The following is a 26035-nucleotide window of genomic DNA, read 5'->3' on the forward strand; positions in this document are numbered from 1 at the left end:
GCACGATCGGGTGACACTCGGGCACTCTGGAGTCATGACCTCCGCATCCCGGTTGCGACGCGGCGGGATCGCCGTGGTCCTCGCGGCCGTCCTGGCCGTCGCCCTCATCGTGTCGCTGTCGGTGGGCCTGCTCACCACGCGGGCCTCCGCCGCCCCCGAGCTGCCGCCCGTCACGCCGGAGCAGCTCGTCGCCTCGGTCGTCGCGGCGGAGCCGGTCGCGCTGGCCGGCACCGTCGCCGTCGACAACCGGCTGGGGCTGCCCGCCGTGCCGGGCCTGCCCTCCGACGGGCTGACCGACGGCACCTCCACCGCGCGGGTCTGGTCCGACGGGAACGGCGACGGCCGCCTCGCCGTCCCGAGCGACGACGGCGAGCGCACCTACGTCCGCGACGGCGCCACGACCTGGGCCTACGACTCCACCGACCGCACCGCGACCCGGTTCCCGAGCCGGGGGCACGCCCCGGACGCCGACGCCGCGAAGGACCCGGCCGAGGTCGCCCGGACCGTCGTCGCGCGGCTGAGCGCCACCAGCGTGCTGCGGGTCGACGGCACCACCGAGGTCGCCGGCCGCCCCGCCTACACCCTGGTCCTGGCGCCGAAGCCCGGTGAGCGCACCGTGCTGCGCGAGGTCCGCTCCGCCGTCGACGCGCAGACCCGGACCCCGCTGGAGCTGACCGTCCTCGGCGCCGGGACCGACCCGGTGCTGCGGATCGGCTTCGACGACGTCACGTTCGGCCCGCAGGACCCGGCCCTGTTCACCTTCACCCCGCCGCCCGGCGCCACCGTCCGCGACGGCACCGCCGGGACGGTGAAGCAGCCCGGCCCCGGCATCCGCCCCGGCCCCGCCAACCCCGGCACCGGCAGCCCCGGCAGCACACCCGCACGGGCCGCCGCGCCGACCGTCGTCGGCGAGGGCTGGGACACCGTGGTCATCGGCCGGGTCCCGCAGCGCTCCGGCGACGGGCAGGGCCCGGACCTGTCCGCGCTCGGCACCCCGGTGTCCGGACCGTGGGGCGCCGGCCGCGAGATCACCACGAACGCGGGCTCGGTGATCCTGGCCGACGACGGCCGCGTCGCCGCCGGTGCCGTCGGCCCGGACGTCCTCGGCGAGGCCCTGGCCCGGTGACGACCACCCGCTCCGCCCCCGCCGGCCACGTGGCGGACGGGACCGCGGACGAGCAGCTCCCGGCCGCCCGCGTCCGGGACCTGCGCAAGGTGTTCGGGCGGGTCACCGCCGTCGACGGGGTGGACCTCGACGTCCCGGCCGGGTCGGTGTTCGGGATGCTCGGCCCCAACGGCTCGGGCAAGACGACACTGATCCGGATGCTGCTCGGGCTGACCACGCCGACCTCGGGCAGCGTCGAGCTGCTCGGGCTCCCGGTGCCGGGCGGGCTCGCCACGACGCTGCCCGACGTCGGCGCGCTGGTCGAGGGGCCGGGGTTCCACCCGTTCCTGTCCGGGCGGGAGAACCTGCGCCGGGTCGCGGCGACCGAGCCGCGGCTCGCGGCCGGTGAGGTGCGGCCCGCGGTGGAGGCGGCACTGGAGCGGGTCGGGCTGGCTGCGGCCGCCGGGCGCCGGTTCCGCGGCTACTCCATCGGGATGAAGCAGCGCCTCGGGCTGGCCGCGGCGCTGCTCGTCCCGCGCCGGCTCGTCGTGCTCGACGAACCCACCAACGGCCTCGACCCGGCCGGCACGCGGGAGATCCGGACGATCGTCGCCGAGCTGCGGGCGGGCGGGGCGACGGTGCTGCTGTCGTCGCACCTGCTGTCGGAGGTCGAGGCGGTGTGCACGCACGTGGCCGTGCTCAAGCAGGGCACGCTGCTCGCGGCGGGACCGCTGGACCGGCTGCTCGGCGCCGCCGACGGCGACTGGGAGATCGCGACCACCGACCCGGCGGCGGCGCTGCGGGAGCTCGGGGCCGCGGGCGCCGATGCCCGGGCCGAGGGCGCGGCCGTCGTCCTGGCCGCCGACGCCGACGGGCCGCGGCTGTTCGCCGGCCTCGTCGGGGCCGGGGTGGCGGTGCACGGGCTGGCCCGGCGCCGCGCCGGCCTGGAGGAGCTGTTCACCCGGATCACCGAGGGCGACGCGTGAGCGCCCCGCCCGCCCCGCCCCGGCCGGTGTCGTGGCGGCGGCTGCTCGGGGCCGAGCTGCGCTGGGTGCTGCGCAGGCCCCGGACCTGGGTGATGGTCGCGCTGCTCGGCGCGGTGCCGGTCGTGATGGCGGTCGGGCTCGTGCTGGCCGACGGGCCGCGCCGCGGCCTGCTCTCCGAGGTCGTCGGGAACGGGCTGACCCTGCCCGTCGCGGCGCTGACCCTGCTGATGGCGCTGCTGCTGCCGCTGGTGGTCACCGTCGCGGCGGCGGACGCGATCGCCGGGGAGGCCCAGCACGGCACCCTGCGCGGGCTGCTGCTGGCCCCGGTGGGGCGGCTGCGGCTGGTCGCGATGAAGGCGTTCGGGGTGCTGGTGGTGGCCGCGGTCGCGGTCGCGGTGGTCTGCGTGGTCGGGCTGGTGGCGGGATGGGCGCTGATCGGGCCCCCCGCCGTCGTCGGCGACGGCGGTGCGCTGCTGACGATGTCCGGCTCGGTGCTGGACCTGACCTCCGCGGCCGGCCGGATCGCCCTGGTCGCGCTGTGGACGCTGGGTCAGCTCGCCGCGGTCGGCGCGGTGGCGCTGGCGGTGTCGTCGTTCACCGAGCACCCGCTGGTGGTGCTGTCCTCGGTGCTCGGCGGGATCATCCTGTCCGGGGTGCTCGGCGCGATCCCCGCCCTGGAGCCGATCCGCCCGTTCCTGCTCACCGACGGCTGGGCCGCCGGGGTCGACGTGCTGCGCGACCCGCTGCCGACCGACGGGCTCGTGTCGAGCACCGGGCTCGCGGCGGGCTGGTTCGCCGTCGCCGCGGTCGTGCTCGTCTCCCGGATGCTCCGCCGCGACGCGTGAGGGCATGATCGGGCCCGTCAGCAGCGGCGAGCGACGAGGAGGACACATGCGTGCGGTACGGGTGACGAGGCCCGGCGGGTCCGAGGTGCTGGAGGTCGTCGACACCGACGCCCCGGTGCCGGGTCCGGGCGAGGTGCTGGTGGAGGTCGCCGCGGCCGGGGTGAACTTCATCGACACCTACCAGCGCGAGGGCATCTACCCGATGGAGACGCCCTACGTCGCCGGGCTGGAGGGTGCGGGCCGGGTCACCGCGCTGGGCGCGGACGTCGACGGCGTCGCGGTCGGGGACCGGATCGCCTGGGCCAACACCCTGGGCAGCTACGCCGAGCAGGTCGCCGTGCCCTGGGCGAAGGCCGTCCCGGTGCCCGAGGGCGTCGCCGACGACGTCGCGGTCGGCGCGGCACTGCAGGGCATGACCGCGCACTTCCTGGTCAACGACTGTGTCGCCCTGCGCGGCGGGGAGACGATCCTGCTGCACGCCGCCGCCGGTGGCGTCGGGCTGCTGCTCACCCAGCTGGCCGTCGCGAAGGGCGCCCGGGTGATCGCGACGACGTCGACGCCGGAGAAGGCCGAGCTGGCCCGCGGCGCCGGCGCCGACGAGGTGATCGACTACACCGCCGTCGACGACCTGGCCGCCGCCGTCCGCGACCTCACCGGCGGCGCGGGCGTGCACGCCGCGTTCGACTCGGTGGGGCGCACCACCTTCGACGCGAGCCTCGCCTCGGTGCGCCCGCGCGGCACGCTGGTGCTCTACGGCGCCGCGTCCGGCCCGGTCGAGCCGTTCGACCCGCAGCGGCTCAACGCGGCCGGGTCGCTGTACCTGACCCGCCCGAAGCTGTTCGACTACATCGCCACCACCGACGAGCTGCGCACCCGCGCCGCCGCCGTCTACGGCGAGGTCGCCGCGGGCCGCCTCGACGTGCGGATCGGGCACCGCTACGACCTGGCGGACGCCCGCACCGCGCACGACGACCTGCAGGGCCGCCGCACCACCGGCAAGGTGCTGCTCGTCCCCTGACCGGTCCGGAACGGGGTCGGTCCGCCGCGCGGCGTGCGGTAGAACCGACGGCGTGACCGACACCCCCTTCCACGACCTCGACGCCTACGTCGCGCTCCCCCGCCTCGGCGGGCTCGCCCTGTCCCCCGACGGCACGCGGCTGGTCACCGGGGTCGCCGAGCTCGACGCCGACGGCACCCGCTACCGGACCGCGCTGTGGGAGGTCGACCCCGCGGGCGAGGCCCCGGCGCGGCGGCTGACCCGGGGCACGGCCGGCGAGTCCGGGCCGGTCTTCACCCCCGACGGCGACCTGCTGTTCCGGTCGGCCCGCCCGGACCCCGACGCCACCGGGGAGACCGAGCCGCCGACCGCGCTGTGGCGGCTGCCCGCGGCCGGCGGTGAGGCCGCGCCCGCCGGGTCGCGGCCCGGCGGGATCTCCGCGGTCGCCGTCGCCGCCGACGCGGGGACCGTCGTCGTGTCCTCCCCCACGCTGCCCGGCGCGGTGACGACCGACGACGACGAGCAGCGCCGCACCGCGCGCACCGAGGGCAAGGTCACCGCGATCCTGCACACCGGCTACCCGGTGCGGCACTGGGACCACGACCTCGGCCCGGCCGAGGAACGGCTGCTCCTGGCCTCCCCCGAGGACACCGACCCGTGGACGGACCTCACGCCGGCACCCGGCCGCGCGCTGGACGAGACCGCCTTCGACGTCTCCCCCGACGGCGGCTCGGTGGTGACCGGCTGGTACCGCGCGCACGGCCACGGCACCTGGCGGCCCGGCCTGGTCGTGGTCGACACCGCGACCGGGGAGCACCGCGACCTGACCGACGACGACGGCCACGAGTACGGCGCGCCCCGGATCAGCCCGGACGGGCGGACCGTCGTCGCGCTGCGCGAACGCGTCTCCACCCCGGAGGTCGCGCCGCGGATCGACCTGGTCCTGGTCCCGCTCGCCGGTGGCGCGCCGCGCCCGGTGGCACCGGGCTGGGACCGCTGGCCCACCGCGGCCCGCTGGACGCGCGACGGGTCGGCCCTGATCGTGACCGCCGACGAGAACGGCCGCGGCCCGCTGTTCCGGATCGACCCGGGCGCGACCCCGCAGGACGACACCGTCACCCGGCTCACCGGTGACCACGGCGCCTACTCCGACCCGTGCCCGTCGCCGGACGGGCGATGGGTCTACGCGCTGCGCCACGCCTACGACGCGCCCCCGGCCCCGGTCCGCGTCCCCGCCGACGGCCGCGACGCCGACCCCGAGCTCCTGCCCGCCCCCGCAGACGCGCCCGCACTGCCCGGCACGCTCACCGAGCTGGAGACCACCGCGGCCGACGGCACCCGGGTCCGCGCCTGGCTGGTCCTGCCCGACGGCGCCGACGCCGAGCACCCGGCGCCGCTGCTGCTGTGGATCCACGGCGGCCCGCTGGCCAGCTGGAACGCCTGGTCGTGGCGGTGGAACCCGTGGCTGATGGCCGCGCGCGGCTGGGCCGTGCTGCTGCCCGACCCGGCACTGTCGACCGGCTACGGCCAGGACTTCGTCCAGCGCGGCTGGGGCGCCTGGGGCGGCGCGCCGTTCACCGACCTGATGGCCGCCACCGACGCCGCCGTCGCCCGGCCGGAGATCGACGGCACCCGGACCGCGGCGATGGGCGGCTCCTTCGGCGGCTACATGGCCAACTGGGTGGCCGGGCACACCGACCGGTTCGCCGCGGTCGTCACCCACGCCAGCCTGTGGGCCCTCGACCAGTTCGGGCCGACGACCGACCACGCCGAGTACTGGCTCACCGAGATGACCCCGGCGATGGCGCAGGCCAACAGCCCGCACCACCACGCCGACGCGATCGTCACCCCGATGCTGGTGATCCACGGCGACCGTGACCATCGGGTCCCGATCGGCGAGGGGCTGCGGCTGTGGTGGGACCTGGTGTCCCGGCAGGCCGACCCGGACGCCAACCCGCACCGGTTCCTGTACTTCCCCGACGAGAACCACTGGGTGCTCGCGCCGAACCACGCGAAGGTCTGGTACCGCACGGTGTGGGCGTTCCTGGACTACCACGTGCTGGGCGCGGAGTGGGAGACGCCGCACCTGCTGCGGTGACCGGCGGCCCTCAGCCGCGCAGGGACCGGGCCGCGTCGTCGAGCACCCGGGCCGCGCTCGCGTAGCCGCGGTGCACCCACGTGCCCCGGTCCACCGTGACGGCGCGCCCGGCCCGGACCGCGGGCAGGGACCGCCACAGCGGGTCCCGGGCGACCTCGGCGTCGTCCTCGCCCTCGGCGACCCGCACCAGCAGGAAGACCGTGTCGCCGGCCACCTCGGCCAGCCGCTCCCGGCTGACCCCGAGGTAGCCGTCGGCGTTCCAGGACACCCCGGGCGGGGTGGGCGCGGTCGTCGCGCCCGCCTCGCGGAGCAGGGAGCCGGCGAAGGAGTCCGGGCCGTAGACGCGGACGCCGTCGCTGTCGACCTGCAGGACCGACACCGTGCCCGGCCGGGAGGCGAGCACGGTGCGCGCCCCGGCGACGTGCCGGGCCAGCTCCTGCTCGGCGGCGGCGGTCGCCGGGGCCCGGTCCATCGCCGCGGCGGCGGCCGCCACGTACTCCCGCCACCGCGCGGCCGGCTGCGGGACCGCGATCTCGGCGGTCGGCGCGATCCGGCGCAGCAGGTCGGCGTGGTTGTCCGGACCGGTCTGGGTGAGGATCAGGTCCGGCCGCTCGCGAGCCACCCGCTCGAGGTCGACGCCGACACCCGCGTTCGTCAGCGGGACGCCGTCCGCGATCCCGGTGAGGTGCGGGGGCAGGGTGCTCCCGACGACGGCCGCCAGCACCGGTCGCACCCCGACCGCGAGCGCGGCGTCGAGCAGCGCGGGCACCAGCGTCACGACCCGTGCCCCGGCCTCCGCGGGATCCGGGCCGGCGGGCGCCGGGCCTCCGGACGCCGGGGTGCCGGGCGCAGGGGTGCCGCAGGCGCCGAGGACCGCCGCCCCGAGCAGCCCGAGCGCGGCGCGCCGGGACACGCGACCGCCCACGCGGCCGGGCACGGGGGCGGGCACCGGGGCACTCACCGGGCCACCGCGGTGACGGTCGCGGACCGCGGGTCGGGGCGTCCCCGCTCCCCCGCCGAGCACGACGTCAGGCGTTCGGGCAGCGGCGCCGGGCTCAGCCGGACCCGGTCCCGGCCGCCCGGCCGGTCCACCACCACCCCGTCCCCGCAGGGGTCCCCGCCGGGGAGCGGGACCACGTCGTCGATCCCGCGCAGACCGTGCCGCTCCCGGACCACGTGCTCGGCGATCTGCAGCTCCGGCGGGTCGCAGCACCGCCCGCGCAGGTGCCGCAGCGACAGCAGCCCCCGGTCGGTGTCGGCGGCCAGCGCCCCGGCGTCGGCCGGGTCGACGTGGCCGAGGTAGTAGCCGTGCGGCAGGACGACCACCGCCGCCGCGAACCGGTCGCCACCCAGGTGCGTGGTCTCCCACACCCGCCCGGTCGACGCCAGCGCCCGCGCCACCGGGCGGCCCAGCACCGCGCAGCAGGCGTCCTTGCGGCCGTGCGTGCACACCAGGAACCACGGCCGGGTCACCGGAGTCCCGAGGCCGGGTGCCGACGCCGACGCCACCACGGCCGGGTCGAGGTCCAGCAGCGCCGAGAGGTCGTCGACCCGCAGCTCCTCGTGCCACGGCCCGCCCCGCCCGGAGTGCACGAGGTGCACCCGGCGCCGGCCACCGGGCCGGGCCCGGCCCGGCTCGCGGACCAGCAGGACCCGTGCCCCCGCCTCCTCGAAGCGCTCCTCGACCAGCGCGCCCCAGCGCTCGTCGGCCCGGTCGAGGGCGCCGTCGCCCCACGGGCCGGAGTGCTCCACGAGCAGCCAGCCCACGGCGGTGGCGGCCGTGCCGCGCAGGGGTTCCCGCAGCGCGCGGGAGATCGCCGCGCACGCCGGTGGTGCGGTCGGCAGGTCCGTGATCGTCACCCGGACACCGTAGGAGTGTGGGCAGCCTAGCCTGTGTTCATGAACGGTCCCATGATGTCGAGTTCCCGACAGCGGCGGCTGACCGTCGGGGTGCACGTCCGCGACGAGCGCCCGGACCGTCGCGCGACCGCGTCTGGACCCGGTGGACCTCACCGCCACCGGCGGACGTGCACGTCCGGGTGCACCAGCACCCGTGCCACGAGCTGGTCTGGGCGGCGTCCGGGCCGCGCACGGTCGAGATCGACCGCCTGTCCTGGATCGTGCCGGTCGGCGCCGGGATCTGGATCCCCGCCGGGACACCGCACCGGGGCGTCGTGACCGGCCGCACCGGGTACCGGTGCACGTTCGTCGAGCCGGGCCGGTGGGCCCCGGAGCTGCCGCCCGGGGTCGTCCGGTTCGGGCCGGCCTGGGCCGGTCTGGTCGAGCACCTGGACCGCGGGGACCTGCCCGAGGAGGCACGGCGGCGCGCGGAGGCCGTCGCGCTGGACTCGGTGGAACCGGTCACCGGTGGCGTCGCCGACCTGCCGATGCCGACCGACCCCCGGCTGGCACTCGTCGCCCGGGGCATCGTCGCCGCGCCGGGTGCGGCGCATCCCGCCGAGGTGTGGAGCCGCCGGGTCGGGTGGAGCGCGCGGACGCTGCTGCGCCGGTTCCGCGAGGAGACCGGGATGACCTTCGCCCAGTGGCGGACGCAGGCCAGGGTGCGGGCCGCGGCCCGGCTGCTCGCCGAGGGGCGCAACGTGATCGAGACCGCGCACGCCGTCGGCTACCGCACGGCGAGCTCGTTCGTCCGGGCCTTCCGCGAGGCGACCGGGCGGACCCCGGGCGCCCTGGGCACGACGGGCCGGCGGTCCCGCTGACCGCGGGCGGGCCGGGTCAGAACAGGACCGGCAGCCCCAGCGCGGCGTCGACGGCGATCGCCGCGAACAGCACGCACAGGTAGATGTTCGACAGGTGGAACAGCGGCATCGGGGAGATCTCGCCGCCGGACTTCACCTGGTGGTGCAGCCGGTGCGCCCGGAACACGAAGTACGCCCCGCCGAGCAGCGCCACCGCGAGGTACACCCACGACGTCGCCGGCAGCAGGAGCAGGCTCCAGGCCACCATCACCCAGCTGTAGACCACGATCCGCACCGACACCGCGGGCGCGGGTGCGACGACCGGGAGCATCGGCACCCCGGCGGCGGCGTAGTCCTCGCGGTAGCGCATCGCCAGCGCCCAGAAGTGCGGCGGCGTCCAGAAGAAGATCACACCGAACATGACCAGCGCGGGCCACTCGACGGTGCCGGTCACCGCGGCCCAGCCGATCACCACCGGCATGCAGCCCGCGGCACCGCCCCACACGATGTTCTGCGAGGTCCGCCGCTTGAGCAGCATCGTGTAGACGAGCACGTAGAACGCGATCGCGGCCAGCGACAGCGCGGCGGCCAGCCAGTTCGTGGTCAGGCCCAGCCACACCGAGCTCAGCGCGGCCAGGATCAGGCCGAACACCAGCGCGTTGCGCGTGGGGACCTGTCCCCTCGCCAGCGGGCGGCGGGCGGTGCGCGCCATCTTCTGGTCGATGTCGGCGTCGACGACGCAGTTCAGCGCGTGCGCCGCGGCCGCGGCCATCGCGCCGCCGACCAGGGTGGCCGCGATCAGCAACAGCGACGGCACACCGCGCTGGGCCAGGAACATGGCGGGCACGGTGACCACGAGCAGCTGCTCGATGATCCGCGTCTTGGTGAGGCCCAGATAGGCCGCCACCGTGGCGCGGACGCGCGCGAGACGCCCGGTCGGTGCCGCCGGCACCACCACGGTCGTGGCGGGGGGCGTCGCCGCCGGCGCGGCGTCCGGTCCGGCCGGGACGTGCTCGGCCGGGACCCCGGCCTCGTCGGCCCGGCTCCGCCCTGACGCGGGTGCGCTCACCTGTCCGTACCTCGCTCGGTTCGACGTAGTGATCCCGTGCCGCGCCGCCCGAGGGGCCGCACCGGCTCGGTGCCGTGGACACGGGGTGGTCGCCGCGGTGGCGACCTCCCTAGTTCTACAGCGCGTCGATGCTAACCGGTGGCATGCGTCGCGGGCCCGCCGGGTACGCGGTCCCCGGCGGGCCGGACCGCCGATCGCCACGAGGCGCAAAGCCGCAGGCCGCGGGCGTGAGCAGTAGGGTATTCCGCGTCGGGGCGGCGACGATGCCGCCAGGTGATCCGGGTCGCACCACACACCCGCCGACGTCGCCGCCTGCGGAACGGCCGCGACCACCGGGCGGGTATCCGGATCCACGACCGGCAGACCGACATTCGTCGACGCGAGTACAGGAGCCATCGCCTTGTCCGACACCGCTACGTCCCCCCACGCCGGGGACGGCGCCGTCGCCGCGCTCACCCGCGCGCACGTCCCCGACGACTGGACCGACCTCGACCGCAGGGCCGTGGACACCGTTCGTGTACTGGCCGCGGACGCGGTCCAGAAGTGCGGCAGCGGACACCCCGGCACCGCGATGAGCCTGGCCCCGCTGGCGTACACGCTGTTCCAGCGCGTCATGCGGCACGACCCGGCCGACCCCGACTGGATGGGCCGCGACCGGTTCGTCCTGTCCGCCGGGCACTCCAGCCTCACCCTCTACATCCAGCTCTTCCTGGCCGGCTACGGCCTCGAGCGCGAGGACCTGGAGCAGCTGCGGAAGTGGGGTTCGCTGACCCCGGGCCACCCGGAGTGGGGCCACACCCGCGGCGTCGAGATGACCACCGGCCCGCTGGGCCAGGGGCTGTCCTCGGCCGTCGGCATGGCGATCGCGGCCCGCCGCGAGCGCGGCCTGTTCGACCCGGACGCCCCCGAGGGTTCCTCGCCGTTCGACCACCAGATCTACGTGATCGCCTCCGACGGCGACATCGAGGAGGGCGTCACCTCCGAGGCGTCGTCGCTGGCCGGTCGCCAGGAGCTGGGCAACCTCACGGTGATCTACGACGCGAACGAGATCTCCATCGAGGACGACACCAACATCGCCCTCAACGAGGACACGGCGAAGCGCTACGAGGCCTACAACTGGCACGTGCAGGTCGTCGAGGGCGGCGAGAACGTCACCGGCATCCTCGCCGCGCTGGAGGCCGCCAAGGCCGAGACCGACCGCCCGTCGATCATCATCCTGCGGACGGTGATCGGCTACCCGTCGCCGAACAAGATGAACACCGGCGCCGCGCACGGTGCCGCGCTGGGCGACGACGAGGTCCGCGAGGTCAAGAAGGTCCTCGGGTTCGACCCGGACCAGGACTTCGAGGTCGACGACGACGTCCTCGCCCACACCCGCGCGGTCGGCGAGCGCTCCCGCGCCACGCACGACTCCTGGCAGGGCACCTTCGACGAGTGGGAGCAGCGCGAGCCCGCGCGCAAGGCGCTCCTGGAGCGGCTGAAGGCCGGCCGGCTGCCCGACGGCTGGGAGGCCTCCCTCCCGCACTGGGACATCGACGAGAAGGGCATGGCCACCCGGAAGGCCTCCGGCGCCGTGCTCGGTGCGCTGGCCGACGTGCTGCCCGAGCTGTGGGGCGGCTCGGCCGACCTGGCCGAGTCGAACAACACCACGATGAAGGGTGCCGACTCGTTCGGCCCCAAGTCGGCCTCGACCGGCATGTGGACCACCTCGCCCTACGGCCGCACGCTGCACTTCGGTGTCCGCGAGCACGCCATGGGCGCGGTGCTGAACGGCATCTCGCTGCACGGCCCGACCCGGGCCTACGGCGGCACGTTCCTCGTCTTCTCCGACTACATGCGCCCGGCCGTGCGGCTCGCGGCGCTGATGAAGACGAACCCGATCTACGTGTGGACGCACGACTCGATCGGCCTCGGCGAGGACGGCCCCACCCACCAGCCGATCGAGCACCTGGCGTCGCTGCGGGCCATCCCCGGCCTGTCGATGGTGCGCCCCGGTGACGCCAACGAGACCGCCTACGCCTGGAAGGCCGCCCTGGAGCGGCCCGACGGCGGCCCGGTCGGCTTCGCGCTGACCCGGCAGAACGTCCCGACCGTCGCCGGGACCTCCGCCGAGGGCGTCGCCCGCGGTGGTTACGTGATCTCCGAGGCGTCCTCGGGCGTCCCGCAGGTGATCATCATCGCCACCGGCTCCGAGCTGCACCTGGCGCTGGCCGCCCGCGAGCAGCTCGAGGGCGAGGGCGTCGGCACCCGGGTCGTCTCGATGCCGTGCGTCGAGTGGTTCGAGGCCCAGGACGAGCAGTACCGCGAGTCGGTCCTGCCGACCGCGGTCAAGGCCCGTGTCTCGGTCGAGGCCGGCATCGCGATGCCCTGGTACCGCTACGTCGGCGAGCTCGGCCGGTCGGTGTCGATCGAGCACTTCGGTGCCAGCGCCGACCAGGCCACCCTGTTCGAGAAGTTCGGCTTCACCGCCGACACCGTCGCCACGGCCGCGCGGGAGACCCTCGCCGCGACCGAGAAGTCCTCCTGAACCGACGGCACCCGATCGCAAGGAGAGAATCATGAGCAACGATCGACTGGCCGCACTGTCCGCGGCCGGGGTGTCCATCTGGCTCGACGACCTGTCCCGGGAGCGCCTGGCCAGCGGCAACCTCGCCGCCCTGATCGAGGACAAGCACGTCGTCGGGGTGACCACCAACCCGACGATCTTCGCCGGTGCGCTGTCCGACGGCGCCGCCTACGACGAGCAGGTCCGCGAGCTGGCCGCCCGCGGTGCCGACGTCGACACCGCGATCCGCGAGATCACCGTCGCCGACGTGCAGCACGCCTGCGACGTGTTCTCCGGCACCTGGGAGCGCACCGGCGGCGTCGACGGCCGGGTCTCCCTGGAGGTGGACCCGCGCCTCGCGCACGACACCGAGGGCACCGTCGCGCAGGCCCAGGACCTGTGGAAGGCCGTCGACCGGCCCAACCTGCTGGTGAAGATCCCGGCGACCGAGGAGGGCCTGCCGGCCATCACCCGGGCGACCGCCGAGGGCATCAGCGTGAACGTGACGCTGATCTTCTCCGTCGAGCGCTACAAGCTCGTCATGGACGCCTACCTGACCGGCCTGGAGCAGGCGAGGGAGAACGGGCAGGACCTGTCCCGCATCCACTCGGTCGGCTCGTTCTTCGTGTCCCGGGTGGACTCCGAGATCGACGGCCGGCTGGAGAAGATCGGTGGCGACGCCGCGCTCGGCCTGCGCGGCAAGGCGGCCGTCGCGAACTCGCGGCTGGCCTACGCCGCCTACCGCGACGCGTTCTCCGGTGCCCGCTGGGACGCCCTCGCGGAGCACGGCGCGCACGCCCAGCGCCCGCTGTGGGCCTCCACCGGGGTGAAGAACCCGGACTACCCGGACACGCTGTACGTGTCCGAGCTGGTCGTGGACAACACCGTCAACACCATGCCGGAGAAGACCCTGACGGCCTTCGCCGACCACGGTGAGGTCGACGGGGACAAGGTCAGCGACACCGCGGGCGCCTCCCAGACGGTGTTCACCGACCTGGAGGACCTCGGCATCGACCTCGACGACGTGTTCCTCACCCTGGAGAACGAGGGCGTCGAGAAGTTCGAGAAGTCCTGGACCGAGCTGCAGGACACCGTCCGCGGCCAGCTCGACTCCGCGAAGTAGTTGAACGAGGCCACTCCCGGTGGCGACGGGGCCGACCTCGGCTCCGCCGCCACCGGCGGCCCGTCCGCACCCGCACCGTCCCCGGTGCGGGTGCGGCTCGCCGGTGAGCCGTTCGCCGGAGCGGCCCGGCGGATCGCCGCCGAGCTGGCCGGCGAGACCGTCGCCTCCCGGCTCGCCGACGCCGACCCCAGCGTCTGGGGGCCCCGCGCCGCGGGGGCCCCGCCCCGGACCGGCTGGACCGGGCTCGCCGCCCGCAGCCGGCCACTCGTCGGGCAGGTCGCCGCGCTGCGCGAACGGTTCGTCGTCGCCGGTGCGCACCGGGTGCTGCTCGTCGGCACGCCCGACGCGGTCGCCGCGGCCCGCGTCGTCGCCGGCACCGACCCGGGCGGGACGCGGCTGACCGCGCTGGACTCCGCGGACCCGGTGCAGGTCGCGGAGGCGCTGTCCGGGGAGCTCGCCGAGACCGTCCTCGTCGTCGCCGACGCGGCGGGCACCGACCCCGTCGTCGCGGCCGTGACCCGGGTGGTCGCCGCCGCGATCGCCGAGGAGGTCGGCGCCGACGCCCTCGCCGCGCGCACCGTGCACCTGACCGAGCCCGGCTCGCCGCTGGACGTCCCCGGCAACCCCGGCCCGGTCGTGGTCACCCTCGACGCCGACGTGCCGGGCCGCTTCGGTGTGCTGGGCCCGCTCGGGCTGGTCCCCGCGGGGCTCGCCGGGGCGGACGTGCCCGCCGTCCTGGGCGACGCCGTCGCCGCCGAGCGCGCGCTGGCCGCCGACGACCCGGACAACCCGGCGCTGCTGCTGGCCGGCGCCCTGGCCGCGGGCCGTGGCTCGCTGCTGGCCCTGCGCGACGCCGAACGCTCCCCCGCCCTCACCGGCTGGCTGGCCCCGCTGCTCACCGCCGCCGGGCTCACCGTCGTGCCGGTGCCGCCCGACGAGCCGGTCGGCGCGGGCCCCGCCCCGCAGGAGCCCACCGCACCCGCGGGCGTCGTGGACGTGCACGCCGACGGCACCGGCCCGCGGCCCGGGCCGGGCCACGGCGCGGTGCGGCTCGACGCGGGCCCGGGTGCCGCGGTCGTGCTGTGGCAGGCCGCCGCGGCGCTGGCCGGGCGGGTCCTCGACACCGACCCGTTCGCGCCCGCGCCGCCCGCGCCGGCCGACGGTCCCGACCCCGAGCCGTCGTTCGTCGACGGCGGGATCGCCGTGCACGCCGGGGACTGGCTGCCGCCCGGCACCCGCACCGTCGCCGGTGCGCTCGACGCGCTGGCCGCCGTCGCCGAGGGGGCCCCCGCGGTGGTCTCGGCCTGGCTGGACCCGGAGTCCGACGCCTCGGTCGCGGTGCTGCGCGGGCCGCTGGTGGCCCGGCTCGGGCTGCCCGTCGCGTTCGGCTGGGCCCCGGCCTGCCGCAGCGGCGACACCGGCGCACCGGACGTCGCGGTGCACTGTCACCTGACCGGGAACGGTCCCGGCGGTGATCTTCCGGGGTCCGTCGGCGCGGACACCGTGCCGCACGGGCCGGGACTGGATAGCCTGCACGCGGCACAGGCCCGGGCGGTCATCGACGACCAGCGACGCCGGGGACGTCCGGTGCTCCGGCTGCACCTGACCGACCGGCTCGCCGGGCTGGTCACCCTGGCCAGGGCGGTGACATCGACACAGACGTCGACAGAGCCCCCGACAGAACCGTGACCCCGGTGCCCCGATCACGAGAACACCAGTACTAGGAGGGGCGATGCCCACCGCGAACGGCGGACGGACCAACCCGCTGCGCGACCCCCGTGACAAGCGGCTCCCCCGGATCGCCGGCCCCTGCGGACTGGTGATCTTCGGAGTGACCGGGGACCTGTCCCGCAAGAAGCTCATGCCCGCGATCTACGACCTCGCCAACCGGGGGCTGCTGCCGCCGGGCTTCGCCCTCACCGGCTTCGCCCGCCGCGACTGGGACCACGAGGACTTCGGCCAGGTCGTCTACGAGGCCGTGCGCGAGCACGCCCGCACCCCGTTCCGGCAGGAGGTGTGGGACCGCCTCGCCGAGGGGCTGCGGTTCGTCCAGGGCTCCTTCGACGACGACGCCGCCTTCGACGAGCTGGAGCGCACCGTCCGCGAGCTGGACGAGAAGCGCGGCACCGGCGGCAACCACGCGTTCTACCTGTCGATCCCGCCCGGCGCGTTCCCGGTGGTCTGCAAGCAGCTCGCCCGCTCGGGGCTGTCCGCGCAGGAGGACCCGGACGTGTGGCGCCGGGTCGTCATCGAGAAGCCGTTCGGGCACGACCTCGCCTCGGCCATCGAGCTGAACGCGATCGTCAACGACGTCTTCCCCGAGGACTCGGTGTTCCGCATCGACCACTACCTCGGCAAGGAGACCGTCCAGAACGTGCTGGCGCTGCGGTTCGCCAACCAGCTGTTCGAGCCGATCTGGAACGCCAACTACGTCGACCACGTCCAGATCACCATGGCCGAGGACATCGGCCTGGGCGGTCGTGCCGGCTACTACGACGGCATCGGCGCCGCCCGCGACGTCATCCAGAACCACCTGCTGCAGCTGCTCGCGTTCACCGCGATGGAGGAGCCGACGTCGTTCTCCTCCGACGAGCTGCGCGCCGAGAAGATCAAGGTCCTCAAGGCGGTCAAGCTCGCGCACCCGCTCGACGCCACCACCGCCCGCGGCCAGTACGAGGGCGGCTGGCAGGGCGGCGAGGAGGTGCCCGGCCTCAAGGAGGAGGAGGGCTTCAACCCGGAGTCGACCACCGAGACCTTCGCCGCGATCACCTGCGAGGTCGAGAACCGCCGCTGGGCCGGGGTGCCGTTCTACCTGCGCACCGGCAAGCGTCTGGGCCGCCGCGTCACCGAGATCGCCGTGGTGTTCAAGCGGGCCCCGCACCTGCCGTTCGACGCGACGATGACCGAGGAGCTGGGGCAGAACGCCCTGGTCATCCGGGTGCAGCCGGACGAGGGCGTCACCATGCGCTTCGGGTCCAAGGTGCCGGGCAGCCAGATGGAGGTCCGCGACGTCACGATGGACTTCGGCTACGGCAACGCCTTCACCGAGGCGTCCCCCGAGGCCTACGAGCGCCTCATCCTCGACGTGCTGCTGGGCGAGCCGTCGCTGTTCCCGGTGAACGAGGAGGTCGAGCGGTCCTGGGAGATCCTCGACCCGGTCCTGGAGCACTGGGCCGCCGACGCGCGCGGCCCGGACTCCTACCCCGCCGGGTCCTGGGGCCCGGTGTCGGCCGAGGAGATGCTGGCCCGCACCGGGCGCCACTGGAGGCGGCCGTGAGCGCACGGACGGCAGTCGCGGAGAAGACGGAGACCCCATCGTGATCATCGATCTCCCGTCGAGCACCACCTCGGCGGTCAACCGCAAGCTCGTCGAGCTCCGCGAGTCCGGCGGGGTGTTCGCGCTGGGCCGGGTGCTGACCCTGGTCGTCGTCACCGACGACGGGCCCGAGCTGGAGCGCGCCGTCGACGCCGCCAACGCGGCCAGCCGCGAGCACCCGTGCCGGGTGATCGTCCTGGCCCGCGGGCAGCGGCGGGCCTCGCCGCGGCTCGACGCCCAGATCCGGGTCGGCGGCGACGCCGGCGCCAGCGAGGTGATCGTGCTGCGCGGCTACGGGCCGCTGGCGGCCGAGGAGGCGGGGGCGGGCATGGTCATGCCGCTGCTGCTGCCGGACGCCCCGGTCGTCGCGTGGTGGCCGAACGAGGCGCCCGCCTCGCCGTCGGAGGACGCGGTGGGCCGCCTCGCGCAGCGCCGCATCACCGACGCGCTGTCGTCGAAGAACCCGGTGAAGGCGTTCGAGGCGCGCCGCAAGGACTACGCGCCCGGCGACACCGACCTGACCTGGACCCGGCTCACGCAGTGGCGGGCGCAGCTGGCGGCCGCGCTGGACGTGCCGCCGTACGAGGACATCAGCTCCGCGGTCGTCGCCGGGGAGGCGGTGTCGCCGTCCACCGAGCTGATCGCGGGCTGGCTCGCCGCGAGCCTGGGGGTGAAGGTGAAGCGCTCGCCGTCGGAGAAGGACAACGGGCTCTCGCTGGTCCGGCTGACGCGCCCGTCCGGTGACGTCGAGCTGGCCCGCCCGGACGGCAAGACCGCCCGGCTGACCCAGCCCGGCCAGCCGGAACGGCTGATCGCGCTGGCCCGGCGGCACGTGTCGGACTGCCTCGCCGAGGAGCTGCGCAGGCTCGACCCGGACGAGGTCTACGCCGAGGCCCTCGCCGGGGTGGCGAAGGTGACCCGCGGCCGCACCCCGGTGAAGGTGCGCGCGTGAGCGCCGCGACGCAGGTCCAGGTCGCGGTGCACCCGGACAAGGACGCACTCGCCGCGGCGACCGCGGCCCGGCTGGTCACCGCACTGGTGGACCTGCAGGCCGCGGGCACCGTCCCGCGGCTGGTGCTCACCGGCGGCGGGGTCGGGATCCAGCTGCTGCGCGACGTCGCCGCCTCCCCGGCGCGCGACGCCGTCGACTGGGCCCGGGTGGACCTGTTCTGGGGCGACGAGCGCTTCGTGCCCGCCGACGACGACGAGCGCAACGACCGCCAGGCCCGCGAGGCCCTGCTCGACGCGCTGCCGCTGGACCCGGCGCGTGTGCACCCGATGCCCGCGGCCCCGGCGGGCGGCGGCACCCGCGACGACGCCCTCGCCGCGGCCGCCGACTACGCCCGGCTGCTCGACGACCTGGCAGGCCCCGACGACGACGGCGTCCCCGCGTTCGACGTGACCCTGGTCGGGATGGGCGAGGAGGGCCACACCCTCTCGGTGTTCCCCGACTCCCCCGCCGTGCACGAGCAGGCGGCGACGGTCGTCGCGGTGTTCGACTGCCCGAAGCCGCCGCCGACCCGGATCTCGCTGACCCTGGCCGCGGCGCGCCGCTCCCGCGAGGTGTGGGTGGTGGCCGCCGGGGCGGGCAAGGCACCGGCCGTCGCGGGTGCGCTGACCGGCACGCCGGAGACCGAGCTGCCGGTCGGTGGGGCCCGCGGCACCGTCACGACCCGCTGGCTGCTCGACACCGAGGCCGCCGCGGACCTGCCCGACGGGTTCGTCGCCCGGGTCTCCTGACGGGCGGCCCCCGGATGTGAGATGCCGCGCCCGGGCGGGGTGTCGCACGTGGACCTGCGGTTAGGGTCCCCGTCATGCGTATCGGCACCCCGCTCGGCCCGGACCCCACCCGCGTGCTGCTGCTCGGCTCGGGTGAGCTGGGCAAGGAGGTCGCGATCGCGTTCCAGCGCCTGGGCGTGGAGGTCGTCGCCGTCGACCGCTACCCGCACGCCCCCGCCCACCAGGTGGCGCACCGCTGGCACGCGATCGACATGACCGATCCGGTGACGCTGGCGACGCTCATCGAGCAGGAGGCGCCCGACCTCGTCATCCCCGAGATCGAGGCCATCGCCACCGGCGCCCTGCTGGAGATCGAGGCGGCCGGCACGACCGTGGTCCCCACCGCGCGGGCCGCGAAGCTGACCATGGACCGCGAGGGCATCCGGCGCCTCGCCGCCGAGGAGCTGGGCCTGCCCACCTCCCCGTACGTCTTCGCCGACACCCTCGACGAGGTCCGCGAGGCCGTCGCGACGGTCGGGCTGCCGTGCGTCCTCAAGCCGGTGATGTCGTCGTCGGGCAAGGGGCAGTCGGTGCTCACGACGGCGGACGACGCCGAGGCGGCCTGGGAGTACGCCCGCACCGGCGCCCGGGTGTCGAACCCGCGGGTGATCGTCGAGGGCTTCGTCGAGTTCGACTACGAGATCACCCAGCTCACCGTCCGGCACGCCGGCGGCACCGCGTTCTGCGAGCCGATCGGGCACCGCCAGGAGAACGGCGACTACGTCGAGTCCTGGCAGCCCCAGCCCATGTCCGACGCCGCGCTGGCCGCCGCCCGCGACGTCTCCGCCCGGATCACCGAGGCGCTCGGCGGGTGGGGCCTGTTCGGGGTGGAGCTGTTCGTCCGCGGTGACGAGGTGCTGTTCTCCGAGGTCAGCCCGCGCCCGCACGACACCGGCCTGGTCACCCTGGCGACCCAGCGGCTCTCGGAGTTCGAGCTGCACGCCCGCGCGGTGCTGGGCCTTCCGGTGGACACCGCGCTGCGCTCCCCCGGTGCGTCGGCGGTGGTCTACGGCGGCAAGGAGATGGACGCCCCCGCCTACGAGGGCGTCGCCGAGGCGCTCGCGGTCGAGGGTGCGGACCTGCGGCTGTTCGGCAAGCCCACCGCGACCGAGCGACGCCGGATGGGCGTCGCGGTCGCCCACGCCGACGACGTCGACACGGCCCGGGAGCGCGCGACCCGCGCCGCCGGGCTGGTGCGACCGGTCCCCCGGGAGCGATGAGCGGGGCGCACCGCGCCGGTCTCCCCTCGTGTGACGCCGAGAGCCGGCGTCGCGGGGAGGGGACGACATCATGAAGCCGATCACGCCGTGCCTGTGGTTCGACGGCGTCGCCGAGGAGGCGGCACGGTTCTACACCGGCATCTTCCCGGACTCCGGCATCGACACCGTCATGCACTACGGCCCGGAGGTCCCCGACCAGGAGGGCCGGGTCCTGACCGTGGGGTTCCGGATCAACGGCCAGCCCTACACCGCGCTGAACGGCGGTCCGGTGTTCACCCTCTCCGAGGCGATCTCGATGGAGGTGCACTGCGAGTCCGTCGAGGAGGTCGACCGCTACTGGGACGCCCTCGCCGACGGCGGTGTCGAGCAGCCCTGCGGGTGGCTCAAGGACCGCTACGGGGTGTCCTGGCAGGTGATCCCGCCCGGCGTGCGGGAGTGGCTGACCTCACCGGACGCCGACGCCCGGTCCCGGGTCGCGCGGGCCGTGTACGCCACCCACGGCAAGCTCGACGCCGTCGCCCTGGAGAGGGCCTACCGCGGGTAGCCTGGCCGGGTGGCTCGGACCGGACTCGTCGTGGCCGGCGCCGGGGCGCGCGGGGCCTATGAGGCGGGCGCGCTGACCGAGCTCCTGCCGCGGATGGCGCGGCGGTGGTCGGCGCCGTCGGTGCTGGTCGGCACGAGTGCCGGCGCGCTGAACGTGGCGGCGCTGGCCGGGCTGTCCGACGTCGCCCCGGACGCCGCGGCCGCCGAGCTCGTCGCCCGCTGGTCCTCGGTGCGCACCGACGAGGTCGTGGCGCTGCCGTCGTCGGCGGTGGAGGCGACCGCGGCCTACCTCGGGGACCTCGCCGGGGTCCCGTCGTGGCTGCGCAGGCTGCTGCTGGTGCCGGACCGGGTGACCCGCCTCCTCGACGCCGACCGGCTGCGCCCGGTCGTGGACCGGGTCGTCGACTGGGACCGGCTGCACGACGCCGTCGCCCGCGGCCGGGTCGACGCCGTCGGGGTGGCGTGCACCGCGGCCGGGACCGGCGGGACCACGGTGTTCGTCGAGCGCGGGCCGGACGTGGCGCTGCCGCCGTACGACCCGGGGCGCGACATCCGCTACGTCGACGCCCGGCTGGGCCCGGACCACCTGCTCGCCTCGGCCGCGGTGCCGGTGCTGTTCGCGCCGCGCCGCATCGAGGGCGAGGCGGCCGGCTGGTACCTCGACGGCGGGGTCCGGCTCAACACCCCGCTCAAGCCCGCGCTGCGCCTGGGCGCGGACCGGGTCGGCGTCGTCGCGACGACACCGGACGTCCCGTTCGGCGAGTCCGCCGCGGCGCTGTCCCCGGCGGACCGGGTGCCCGACGTGTACGCGGTCGCCGCGCTGGCGCTGCGCATCGTGCTGGGCGCCGGGGTGACCGAGGACCTGCGGACCCTGCGTGCGGTCAACGCGCTGGTCGACCGCGGCGAGGACCGGCGGCACCGCCGGATCGCGACCTGGTTCGCCGGGCCGCCCGCCGACCGGGCCACCGAGCTGGCGGAGCTGGCCGACGCGGTGCGCCGCCGCGAGTACGGCGGGCTGCGCGCGCTGCGGAACCCGTCGCTGGCGGTGCTGGAACGGCTGGTGGGCGGCGCGGTGCCGGACGCCGACACCACTCACGGCGCGGAGCTGCTCAGCTTCCTGTTCTTCGACCCGGTGTTCGCCGCCGCGGCGGCGGAGCTGGGTGCGGCGCACGCCGCGGGCGCCGTCGCCCCCGAGGGCGGGGCGGCGCGTCGCCGGACGGCCCGTCCGGCGACGCGCTGAGGGCTCAGACGGCGTCGCTGCCGCGTTCGCCCGTGCGGACCCGCACGATGGTCTCGACCGGCTGCACCCAGATCTTGCCGTCGCCGATCTTGCCGGTGCGGGACGCCTCGACGATAGCGTCGACGACCTTGTCGGCGATCTCGTCGTCGACGACGGTCTCGATGCGCACCTTCGGCACGTAGTCCACCGAGTACTCCGCGCCGCGGTAGATCTCGGTGTGCCCCTTCTGCCTGCCGTGCCCGCGGACCTCCCCGACGGTCAGCCCGAGCACCGCGAGGTGTTCGAGCGCCCCGCGGACGTCCTCCAGCGCGAACGGCTTGACGATGGCGGTGACGAGCTTCATCGGGTCTCCCCCACGGGCTCGCGGGTGGCCGGCGTCGCGGGGCGGGAGGCCCCGGCGAGCGCGCGGGTGCCCAGAGACGAGAAGTCGTAGGCGGTCTCGGCGTGCTCGGTCTCGTCGATGCCGGTGGCCTCGTTCTCCTCGTCGATGCGGAACCCGATGGTCACCTTGATCAGGTAGCCGAGGACCAGCGCGACGACGAAGGAGTACAGCAGCACCGCACCCGCGGCGAGCGCCTGGCGGCCCAGCTGGACCAGCCCGCCGCCGTAGAACAGGCCGTTGTCGCCGACGGCGGCGGAATTGACGCTGTTGTCGCCGAAGAAGCCGATGAGCAGGGTGCCCACGATGCCGCCGACGAGGTGGACGCCGACGACGTCGAGGGAGTCGTCGAGGCCGAAGCGGAACTTCAGCCCGACGGCCAGCGCGCACACCGCACCGGCGATGAGCCCGATGGCCAGCGCCCCGACCGGCTGCACGAACCCGCAGGCCGGGGTGATCGCGACCAGCCCGGCGACGGCACCCGAGGCCGCACCGAGGGTGGTGGGGTGGCCGTCGCGGAACTGCTCCACGAGCAGCCACCCGATCAGCGCGGTGGCGGTGGCGAGCATGGTGTTGGTGAACGCCGTGGCGGCGAGGTCGCCGGCAGCGAGCGCGGAACCGGCGTTGAAGCCGAACCAGCCGAACCACAGCAGCGCCATGCCCAGCAGCACGAAGGGCAGGTTGTGCGGGCGCATCGGCTCGCGCGGCCAGCCGCGCCGCTTGCCGAGCACGATCGCCAGCGCGAGCGCCGCGGCACCGGCGTTGATGTGCACCGCGGTGCCACCGGCGAAGTCCTCGGCCTTGAGGGTGTTGGCGATCCAGCCGCCGACGTTGTCCGGGCCGGTGAAGCCGTCGAAGGCGAACACCCAGTGCGCGACCGGGAAGTACACGATGCTCACCCACAGCACGACGAACGCGGTCCAGCCCCAGAACTTCGTGCGGTCCGCGACGGCGCCGGAGATCAGCGCCGGGGTGATGACCGCGAACATGAGCTGGAACATCACGAACGCCAGCGCGGGCAGGGCGTCGGGGCCCGGCCACGGGGCCGAGTCGCTGCCGACGCCGACCATCGCGCCGACGGTGTTCGCCAGCCCGGCGAACTCCCCGCCGCCGATCAGGCCGCCGCCCACGTCGTTGCCGAAGGCCCAGCTGTAGCCGTACAGCGCCCACAGGACGCTGACCACGGCCAGGCAGATGGTGCTCATCATCAGCATGTTGAGCACGGACTTGCTGCGGGTCATCCCGCCGTAGAAGAACGCCAGTCCCGGCGTCATCAACATCACCAGCGCGGCGCTGACCAGCACCCACGCGGTGTCTCCCGCATTCACGCCCACGCGTGCCCTCCGTTGGTCTCGTCCCGACCCCGGCACAGATGTTTCGCGGGCGGTGTTTCACGGAGAGACGGTGCGCGGTTTCCTGTGGGTGTCGGGTCCGGGCATCCGGCACGCCCCGCGCAGACGCCGCCGACGCGACACACGACGCAGCCGGGACCGACGGTCCGAACCCGGACCGGGCGCACCGATGAGTTCCGGCGACGGCCCCGGTCTCCTCTGCAACGGCGGCCCCGGCCCGGGACCGCGAGCACCGAGGGAGCCCGCCATGACCACCACCACCCGTACCGGGACCGCGTCCACCACCTCCGCCACCCGTCGCCCGCGGGCCGCCACCGTCGGCCTGTGGGTGCTGCAGGTGCTGCTGGCCGGGGTCTTCGTGATGGCGGCGCTGCCGAAGGTGAACGCCGACCCGGTCGCGGTCGCCGGGTTCGACCTGCTGGGCCTGGGGACCGTCGGCATGGTCGTGGTCGGCTGGCTGGAGCTGGCCGGTGCGGTCGCCCTGCTGGTCCCGCGGCTGTGCGGGCTCGCCGCCGTCTGCCAGGTCGCGCTGATGGTCGGGGCCACCGCGGTCACCGTGGTGCTGATGCCCGCGATGGTCGCGTTCCCGGCGCTGACCCTGGTGGCGGTCTGCGTGATCGCGTGGGCCCGCCGCCGCGACACCGCGGCCCTGCTGCGCGGCCTGCGCCGCTGACCGCCCGCACGGCGACGGCCCGTCCCCCTCGTCCGGGGGACGGGCCGTCGTGGTGCGGGTGGGGCTCAGCCGATCCCGTCAGCCGATCCCGTCAGCCCATCTCGTCGAGCCGGCCGTTGGTGTAGTCGTCGTAGGCGGCGAGGTCGAGGAAGCCGTGACCGCAGTAGTTGAACAGGATCACCTTCTCCTCCCCGGTCTCCTTCGCGGCGAGCGCCTCGTCGATGGTGGCGGCGATGGCGTGCCCGCACTCCGGCGCCGGGATCTTGCCCTCGGTGCGCGCGAACTGGATGGCGGCCTCGAACACCTTCCCCTGCGGGTAGGCGACGGCCTCCATCCGCTCGTCCTTGACCAGCGAGGACACCAGCGGCGAGTCACCGTGGTAGCGCAGCCCGCCGGCGTGGATCGACGGCGGCACGAAGTCGTGGCCCAGGGTGTACATCGGCATCAGCGGGGTGAGGCCCGCGGTGTCGCCGAAGTCGTAGTCGTAGCGGCCCTGGGTCAGCGTCGGGCACGACAGCGGCTCGACGGCGAGCAGCCGCACGCCGGAGTCCGGCACGAACGGGAAGGCGATCCCGCCCAGGTTGGAGCCACCACCGCACGGCGCGATGACGACGTCGGGCAGCCGCTCCCCCGCCAGCGCCAGCTGTTCCTTCGCCTCCAGACCGATCATGGTCTGGTGGAGCAGCACGTGGTTGAGCACCGAGCCGAGCGCGTAGTGGGTGTCGGAGCGGCCGACGCAGTCGCGGACCGCGTCGGAGATGGCCGAGCCCAGCGAGCCGGGGTGGTCGGGCTCGTCGACGGGCGACGGCACGACCTCGCCGCCCCAGGTCTCGATCGCGATCCGCCGGTAGGGCTTCTGCCCGTAGGACGCCCGCACCATGTAGACCTTCAGGTCCAGGTCGAACTGGGCCGCGGCGAACGACAGCGCGGTCCCCCACTGGCCGGCGCCGGTCTCGGTGGTGAGCCGGGTGGTGCCCTCGCGGGCGTTGTAGAACGCCTGGGCCACGGCCGTGTTGGTCTTGTGGCTGCCCGAGGGCGAGATGGACTCGTCCTTGAAGTAGATCCGCGCCGGGGTGCCCAGCGCCTTCTCCAGCCGGGTCGCGCGGACCAGCGGCGTGGGCCGCCACAGCCTCAGGATGTCGAGGACCTCACCGGGGACGTCGATCCACGGCTCGGCGCTGACCTCCTGCTCGATCAGGGCGGTCGGGAACAGCGGCGCCAGGTCCTCGGGGACGACCGGCTCGCGGGTCCCGGGGTGCAGGGGCGGCTGCGGCGGCGTCGGCAGGTGCGGCACGACGTTGAACCATGCCGAGGGGATCCGGTCCGGGGGCAGCGTCCAGCGGCTCATGACCACCGAATCTAACCCGGACGTGCGCCCGGTCACGACCCGGGCGCGCCGTGGGACCGGGTCAGAGCTCCCGGGAGGCCCGCAGCCGGCCGAGGGCCTCCTCCAGGATGGCCTCGCCGTCGGCGTCGCTGCGCCGCTCCTTCACGTACGCCAGGTGCGTCTTGTACGGCTCGGTGCGGGGCGCGGCGGGCGGGTTCTCCGCGTCACGTCCGCCCGGCAGCCCGCAGCGCGGGCAGTCCCAGGTCTCGGGGACCTCGGCCTCCGCGGCGAACCAGGTGTTGTTGACGTGCCCGTTCGCGCAGTAGAACGGGATGCGCTCGCGCGGGGCGGTCTCGCCCCGCTCGTTCTCGCCCATCGGTCCCGCACCGACCCGGGTACCGCGGATCGCGTTGCCGCCTGCCATGTCCCGCTCCCTCTCGTCCGTCCGACCGTCAGCCGGTGGCCAGCAGCAGGCCGTTGCCGACCACCGCGATGAGCCAGATGAGGCCGACGAAGACCGTGTAGCGAGCGATGTTGCGGTCCGCCGCCGCCGAGCCGGACAGGCTCGACTGCACGCCGCCACCGAAGAGACTGGTCAGACCACCACCCTTGCTGCGCTGCAGCAGGACCATCGCGATCAGCAGGAGGCTGGTCACGATCAGGATGATCTGGAGGGTCAGGATCACGTGCGCTTCCCCATCAGTGGTCGCTCGCCGGAGTGGCCGAGAATACTCCAGCG

At 75.2% G+C, this 26035-nt stretch carries 24 protein-coding genes; 16 read left to right on the forward strand and 8 right to left on the reverse strand.

The genetic code is table 11. The annotated features are described in order from the left end of the window. The first annotated feature begins 34 nt into the window (after window positions 1-34). Genes DMP17_RS33425 through DMP17_RS33445 form a run of 5 tightly spaced genes read left to right on the forward strand, consistent with a single transcriptional unit; the run spans window position 35 to window position 6031 of the window. Entirely contained in the window at window positions 35-1126 is a 1092-nt protein-coding gene (locus DMP17_RS33425) for a LolA family protein (RefSeq protein WP_337831627.1), read from the forward strand. Continuing rightward, window positions 1123-2091, forward strand: coding sequence for an ABC transporter ATP-binding protein (locus tag DMP17_RS33430; protein ID WP_443217932.1), 969 nt, complete (start codon window positions 1123-1125; stop codon window positions 2089-2091). Before DMP17_RS33425 ends, DMP17_RS33430 begins: the two co-directional genes overlap by 4 nt. Further along, the gene (locus DMP17_RS33435) at window positions 2088-2936 is read left to right on the forward strand and encodes an ABC transporter permease subunit (RefSeq protein ID WP_337831628.1); all 849 of its coding nucleotides are present in this window, start codon (window positions 2088-2090) and stop codon (window positions 2934-2936) included. The genes DMP17_RS33430 and DMP17_RS33435 overlap by 4 nt, the downstream gene beginning before the upstream one ends. A 46-nt stretch (window positions 2937-2982) precedes the next feature. Continuing rightward, on the forward strand, window positions 2983-3954 hold the full coding sequence (locus DMP17_RS33440; RefSeq protein ID WP_337831629.1) for a quinone oxidoreductase family protein: 972 nt from the start codon (window positions 2983-2985) through the stop codon (window positions 3952-3954). Window positions 3955-4006: 52 nt separating this feature from the next. Further along, on the forward strand, window positions 4007-6031 hold the full coding sequence (locus DMP17_RS33445; protein WP_337831630.1) for a prolyl oligopeptidase family serine peptidase: 2025 nt from the start codon (window positions 4007-4009) through the stop codon (window positions 6029-6031). A 10-nt stretch (window positions 6032-6041) separates the two neighbouring features. Here the strand turns inward: DMP17_RS33445 and DMP17_RS33450 are convergent, their stop codons facing one another. Next, a complete protein-coding gene (locus tag DMP17_RS33450; protein ID WP_337831631.1) occupies window positions 6042-6992 on the reverse strand; it encodes an ABC transporter substrate-binding protein in 951 nt (316 codons plus the stop codon). After that, window positions 6989-7891, reverse strand: coding sequence for a sucrase ferredoxin (locus tag DMP17_RS33455; protein WP_337831632.1), 903 nt, complete (start codon window positions 7889-7891; stop codon window positions 6989-6991). Before DMP17_RS33455 ends, DMP17_RS33450 begins: the two co-directional genes overlap by 4 nt. A 179-nt stretch (window positions 7892-8070) precedes the next feature. On the opposite strand from DMP17_RS33455, the gene DMP17_RS33460 reads away from it, so the two are divergent. Further along, window positions 8071-8751 (forward strand): helix-turn-helix transcriptional regulator, encoded by a 681-nt coding sequence (locus DMP17_RS33460; protein WP_337831633.1) that lies wholly within the window; start codon window positions 8071-8073, stop codon window positions 8749-8751. Window positions 8752-8767: 16 nt separating this feature from the next. On the opposite strand, the gene DMP17_RS33465 is transcribed toward DMP17_RS33460, so the two are convergent. Then, window positions 8768-9688 carry a heme o synthase gene (locus tag DMP17_RS33465; protein WP_337832775.1) on the reverse strand — a complete coding sequence of 307 codons (921 nt, stop codon included), beginning with the start codon at window positions 9686-9688 and terminating at the stop codon, window positions 8768-8770. Window positions 9689-10199: 511 nt separating this feature from the next. Here DMP17_RS33465 and tkt point away from each other — a divergent pair. From tkt to DMP17_RS33510, 9 genes are all read left to right on the forward strand, one after another. Continuing rightward, window positions 10200-12326, forward strand: a complete 2127-nt coding sequence (gene tkt, locus DMP17_RS33470; RefSeq protein WP_226357310.1) for a transketolase — start codon at window positions 10200-10202, stop codon at window positions 12324-12326. A gap of 31 nt (window positions 12327-12357) precedes the next feature. Then, window positions 12358-13467 (forward strand): transaldolase, encoded by a 1110-nt coding sequence (gene tal, locus DMP17_RS33475; RefSeq protein WP_337831634.1) that lies wholly within the window; start codon window positions 12358-12360, stop codon window positions 13465-13467. Next, window positions 13468-15156 carry a hypothetical protein gene (locus DMP17_RS33480; RefSeq protein ID WP_337831635.1) on the forward strand — a complete coding sequence of 563 codons (1689 nt, stop codon included), beginning with the start codon at window positions 13468-13470 and terminating at the stop codon, window positions 15154-15156. A gap of 43 nt (window positions 15157-15199) precedes the next feature. Further along, window positions 15200-16744, forward strand: a complete 1545-nt coding sequence (gene zwf / locus DMP17_RS33485; RefSeq protein ID WP_226357313.1) for a glucose-6-phosphate dehydrogenase — start codon at window positions 15200-15202, stop codon at window positions 16742-16744. A gap of 40 nt (window positions 16745-16784) precedes the next feature. Beyond that, on the forward strand, window positions 16785-17735 hold the full coding sequence (opcA, locus tag DMP17_RS33490; RefSeq protein WP_226357314.1) for a glucose-6-phosphate dehydrogenase assembly protein OpcA: 951 nt from the start codon (window positions 16785-16787) through the stop codon (window positions 17733-17735). Further along, window positions 17732-18523 (forward strand): 6-phosphogluconolactonase, encoded by a 792-nt coding sequence (gene pgl, locus DMP17_RS33495; protein WP_337831636.1) that lies wholly within the window; start codon window positions 17732-17734, stop codon window positions 18521-18523. Before opcA ends, pgl begins: the two co-directional genes overlap by 4 nt. 74 nt (window positions 18524-18597) lie before the next feature. Then, window positions 18598-19782, forward strand: a complete 1185-nt coding sequence (gene purT / locus DMP17_RS33500; RefSeq protein ID WP_337831637.1) for a formate-dependent phosphoribosylglycinamide formyltransferase — start codon at window positions 18598-18600, stop codon at window positions 19780-19782. A gap of 70 nt (window positions 19783-19852) precedes the next feature. Continuing rightward, complete coding sequence (locus tag DMP17_RS33505) at window positions 19853-20326, forward strand: VOC family protein (RefSeq protein ID WP_337831638.1); 474 nt, start codon at window positions 19853-19855, stop codon at window positions 20324-20326. 9 nt (window positions 20327-20335) lie between these two features. Next, entirely contained in the window at window positions 20336-21565 is a 1230-nt protein-coding gene (locus DMP17_RS33510) for a patatin-like phospholipase family protein (protein WP_226357318.1), read from the forward strand. Between the two features lie 4 nt (window positions 21566-21569). Here the strand turns inward: DMP17_RS33510 and DMP17_RS33515 are convergent, their stop codons facing one another. After that, window positions 21570-21908 carry a P-II family nitrogen regulator gene (locus DMP17_RS33515; protein ID WP_226357319.1) on the reverse strand — a complete coding sequence of 113 codons (339 nt, stop codon included), beginning with the start codon at window positions 21906-21908 and terminating at the stop codon, window positions 21570-21572. Further along, complete coding sequence (locus DMP17_RS33520) at window positions 21905-23224, reverse strand: ammonium transporter (protein ID WP_374203899.1); 1320 nt, start codon at window positions 23222-23224, stop codon at window positions 21905-21907. Before DMP17_RS33520 ends, DMP17_RS33515 begins: the two co-directional genes overlap by 4 nt. 319 nt (window positions 23225-23543) lie before the next feature. Here DMP17_RS33520 and DMP17_RS33525 point away from each other — a divergent pair, with 319 nt between their 5' ends. After that, entirely contained in the window at window positions 23544-23969 is a 426-nt protein-coding gene (locus tag DMP17_RS33525; protein WP_337831639.1) for a DoxX family protein, read from the forward strand. Between the two features lie 91 nt (window positions 23970-24060). Here DMP17_RS33525 and DMP17_RS33530 read toward each other — a convergent pair whose 3' ends face one another. From DMP17_RS33530 to secG, 3 genes are all read right to left on the reverse strand, one after another. Continuing rightward, window positions 24061-25317 (reverse strand): TrpB-like pyridoxal phosphate-dependent enzyme, encoded by a 1257-nt coding sequence (locus DMP17_RS33530; RefSeq protein WP_226365000.1) that lies wholly within the window; start codon window positions 25315-25317, stop codon window positions 24061-24063. Between the two features lie 61 nt (window positions 25318-25378). Then, entirely contained in the window at window positions 25379-25720 is a 342-nt protein-coding gene (locus DMP17_RS33535; protein WP_020627702.1) for an RNA polymerase-binding protein RbpA, read from the reverse strand. 28 nt (window positions 25721-25748) lie between these two features. Then, complete coding sequence (gene secG, locus DMP17_RS33540) at window positions 25749-25982, reverse strand: preprotein translocase subunit SecG (protein WP_020627703.1); 234 nt, start codon at window positions 25980-25982, stop codon at window positions 25749-25751. Window positions 25983-26035 lie beyond the last annotated feature (53 nt).

This window comes from Pseudonocardia sp. TMWB2A (genome assembly GCF_017312135.1).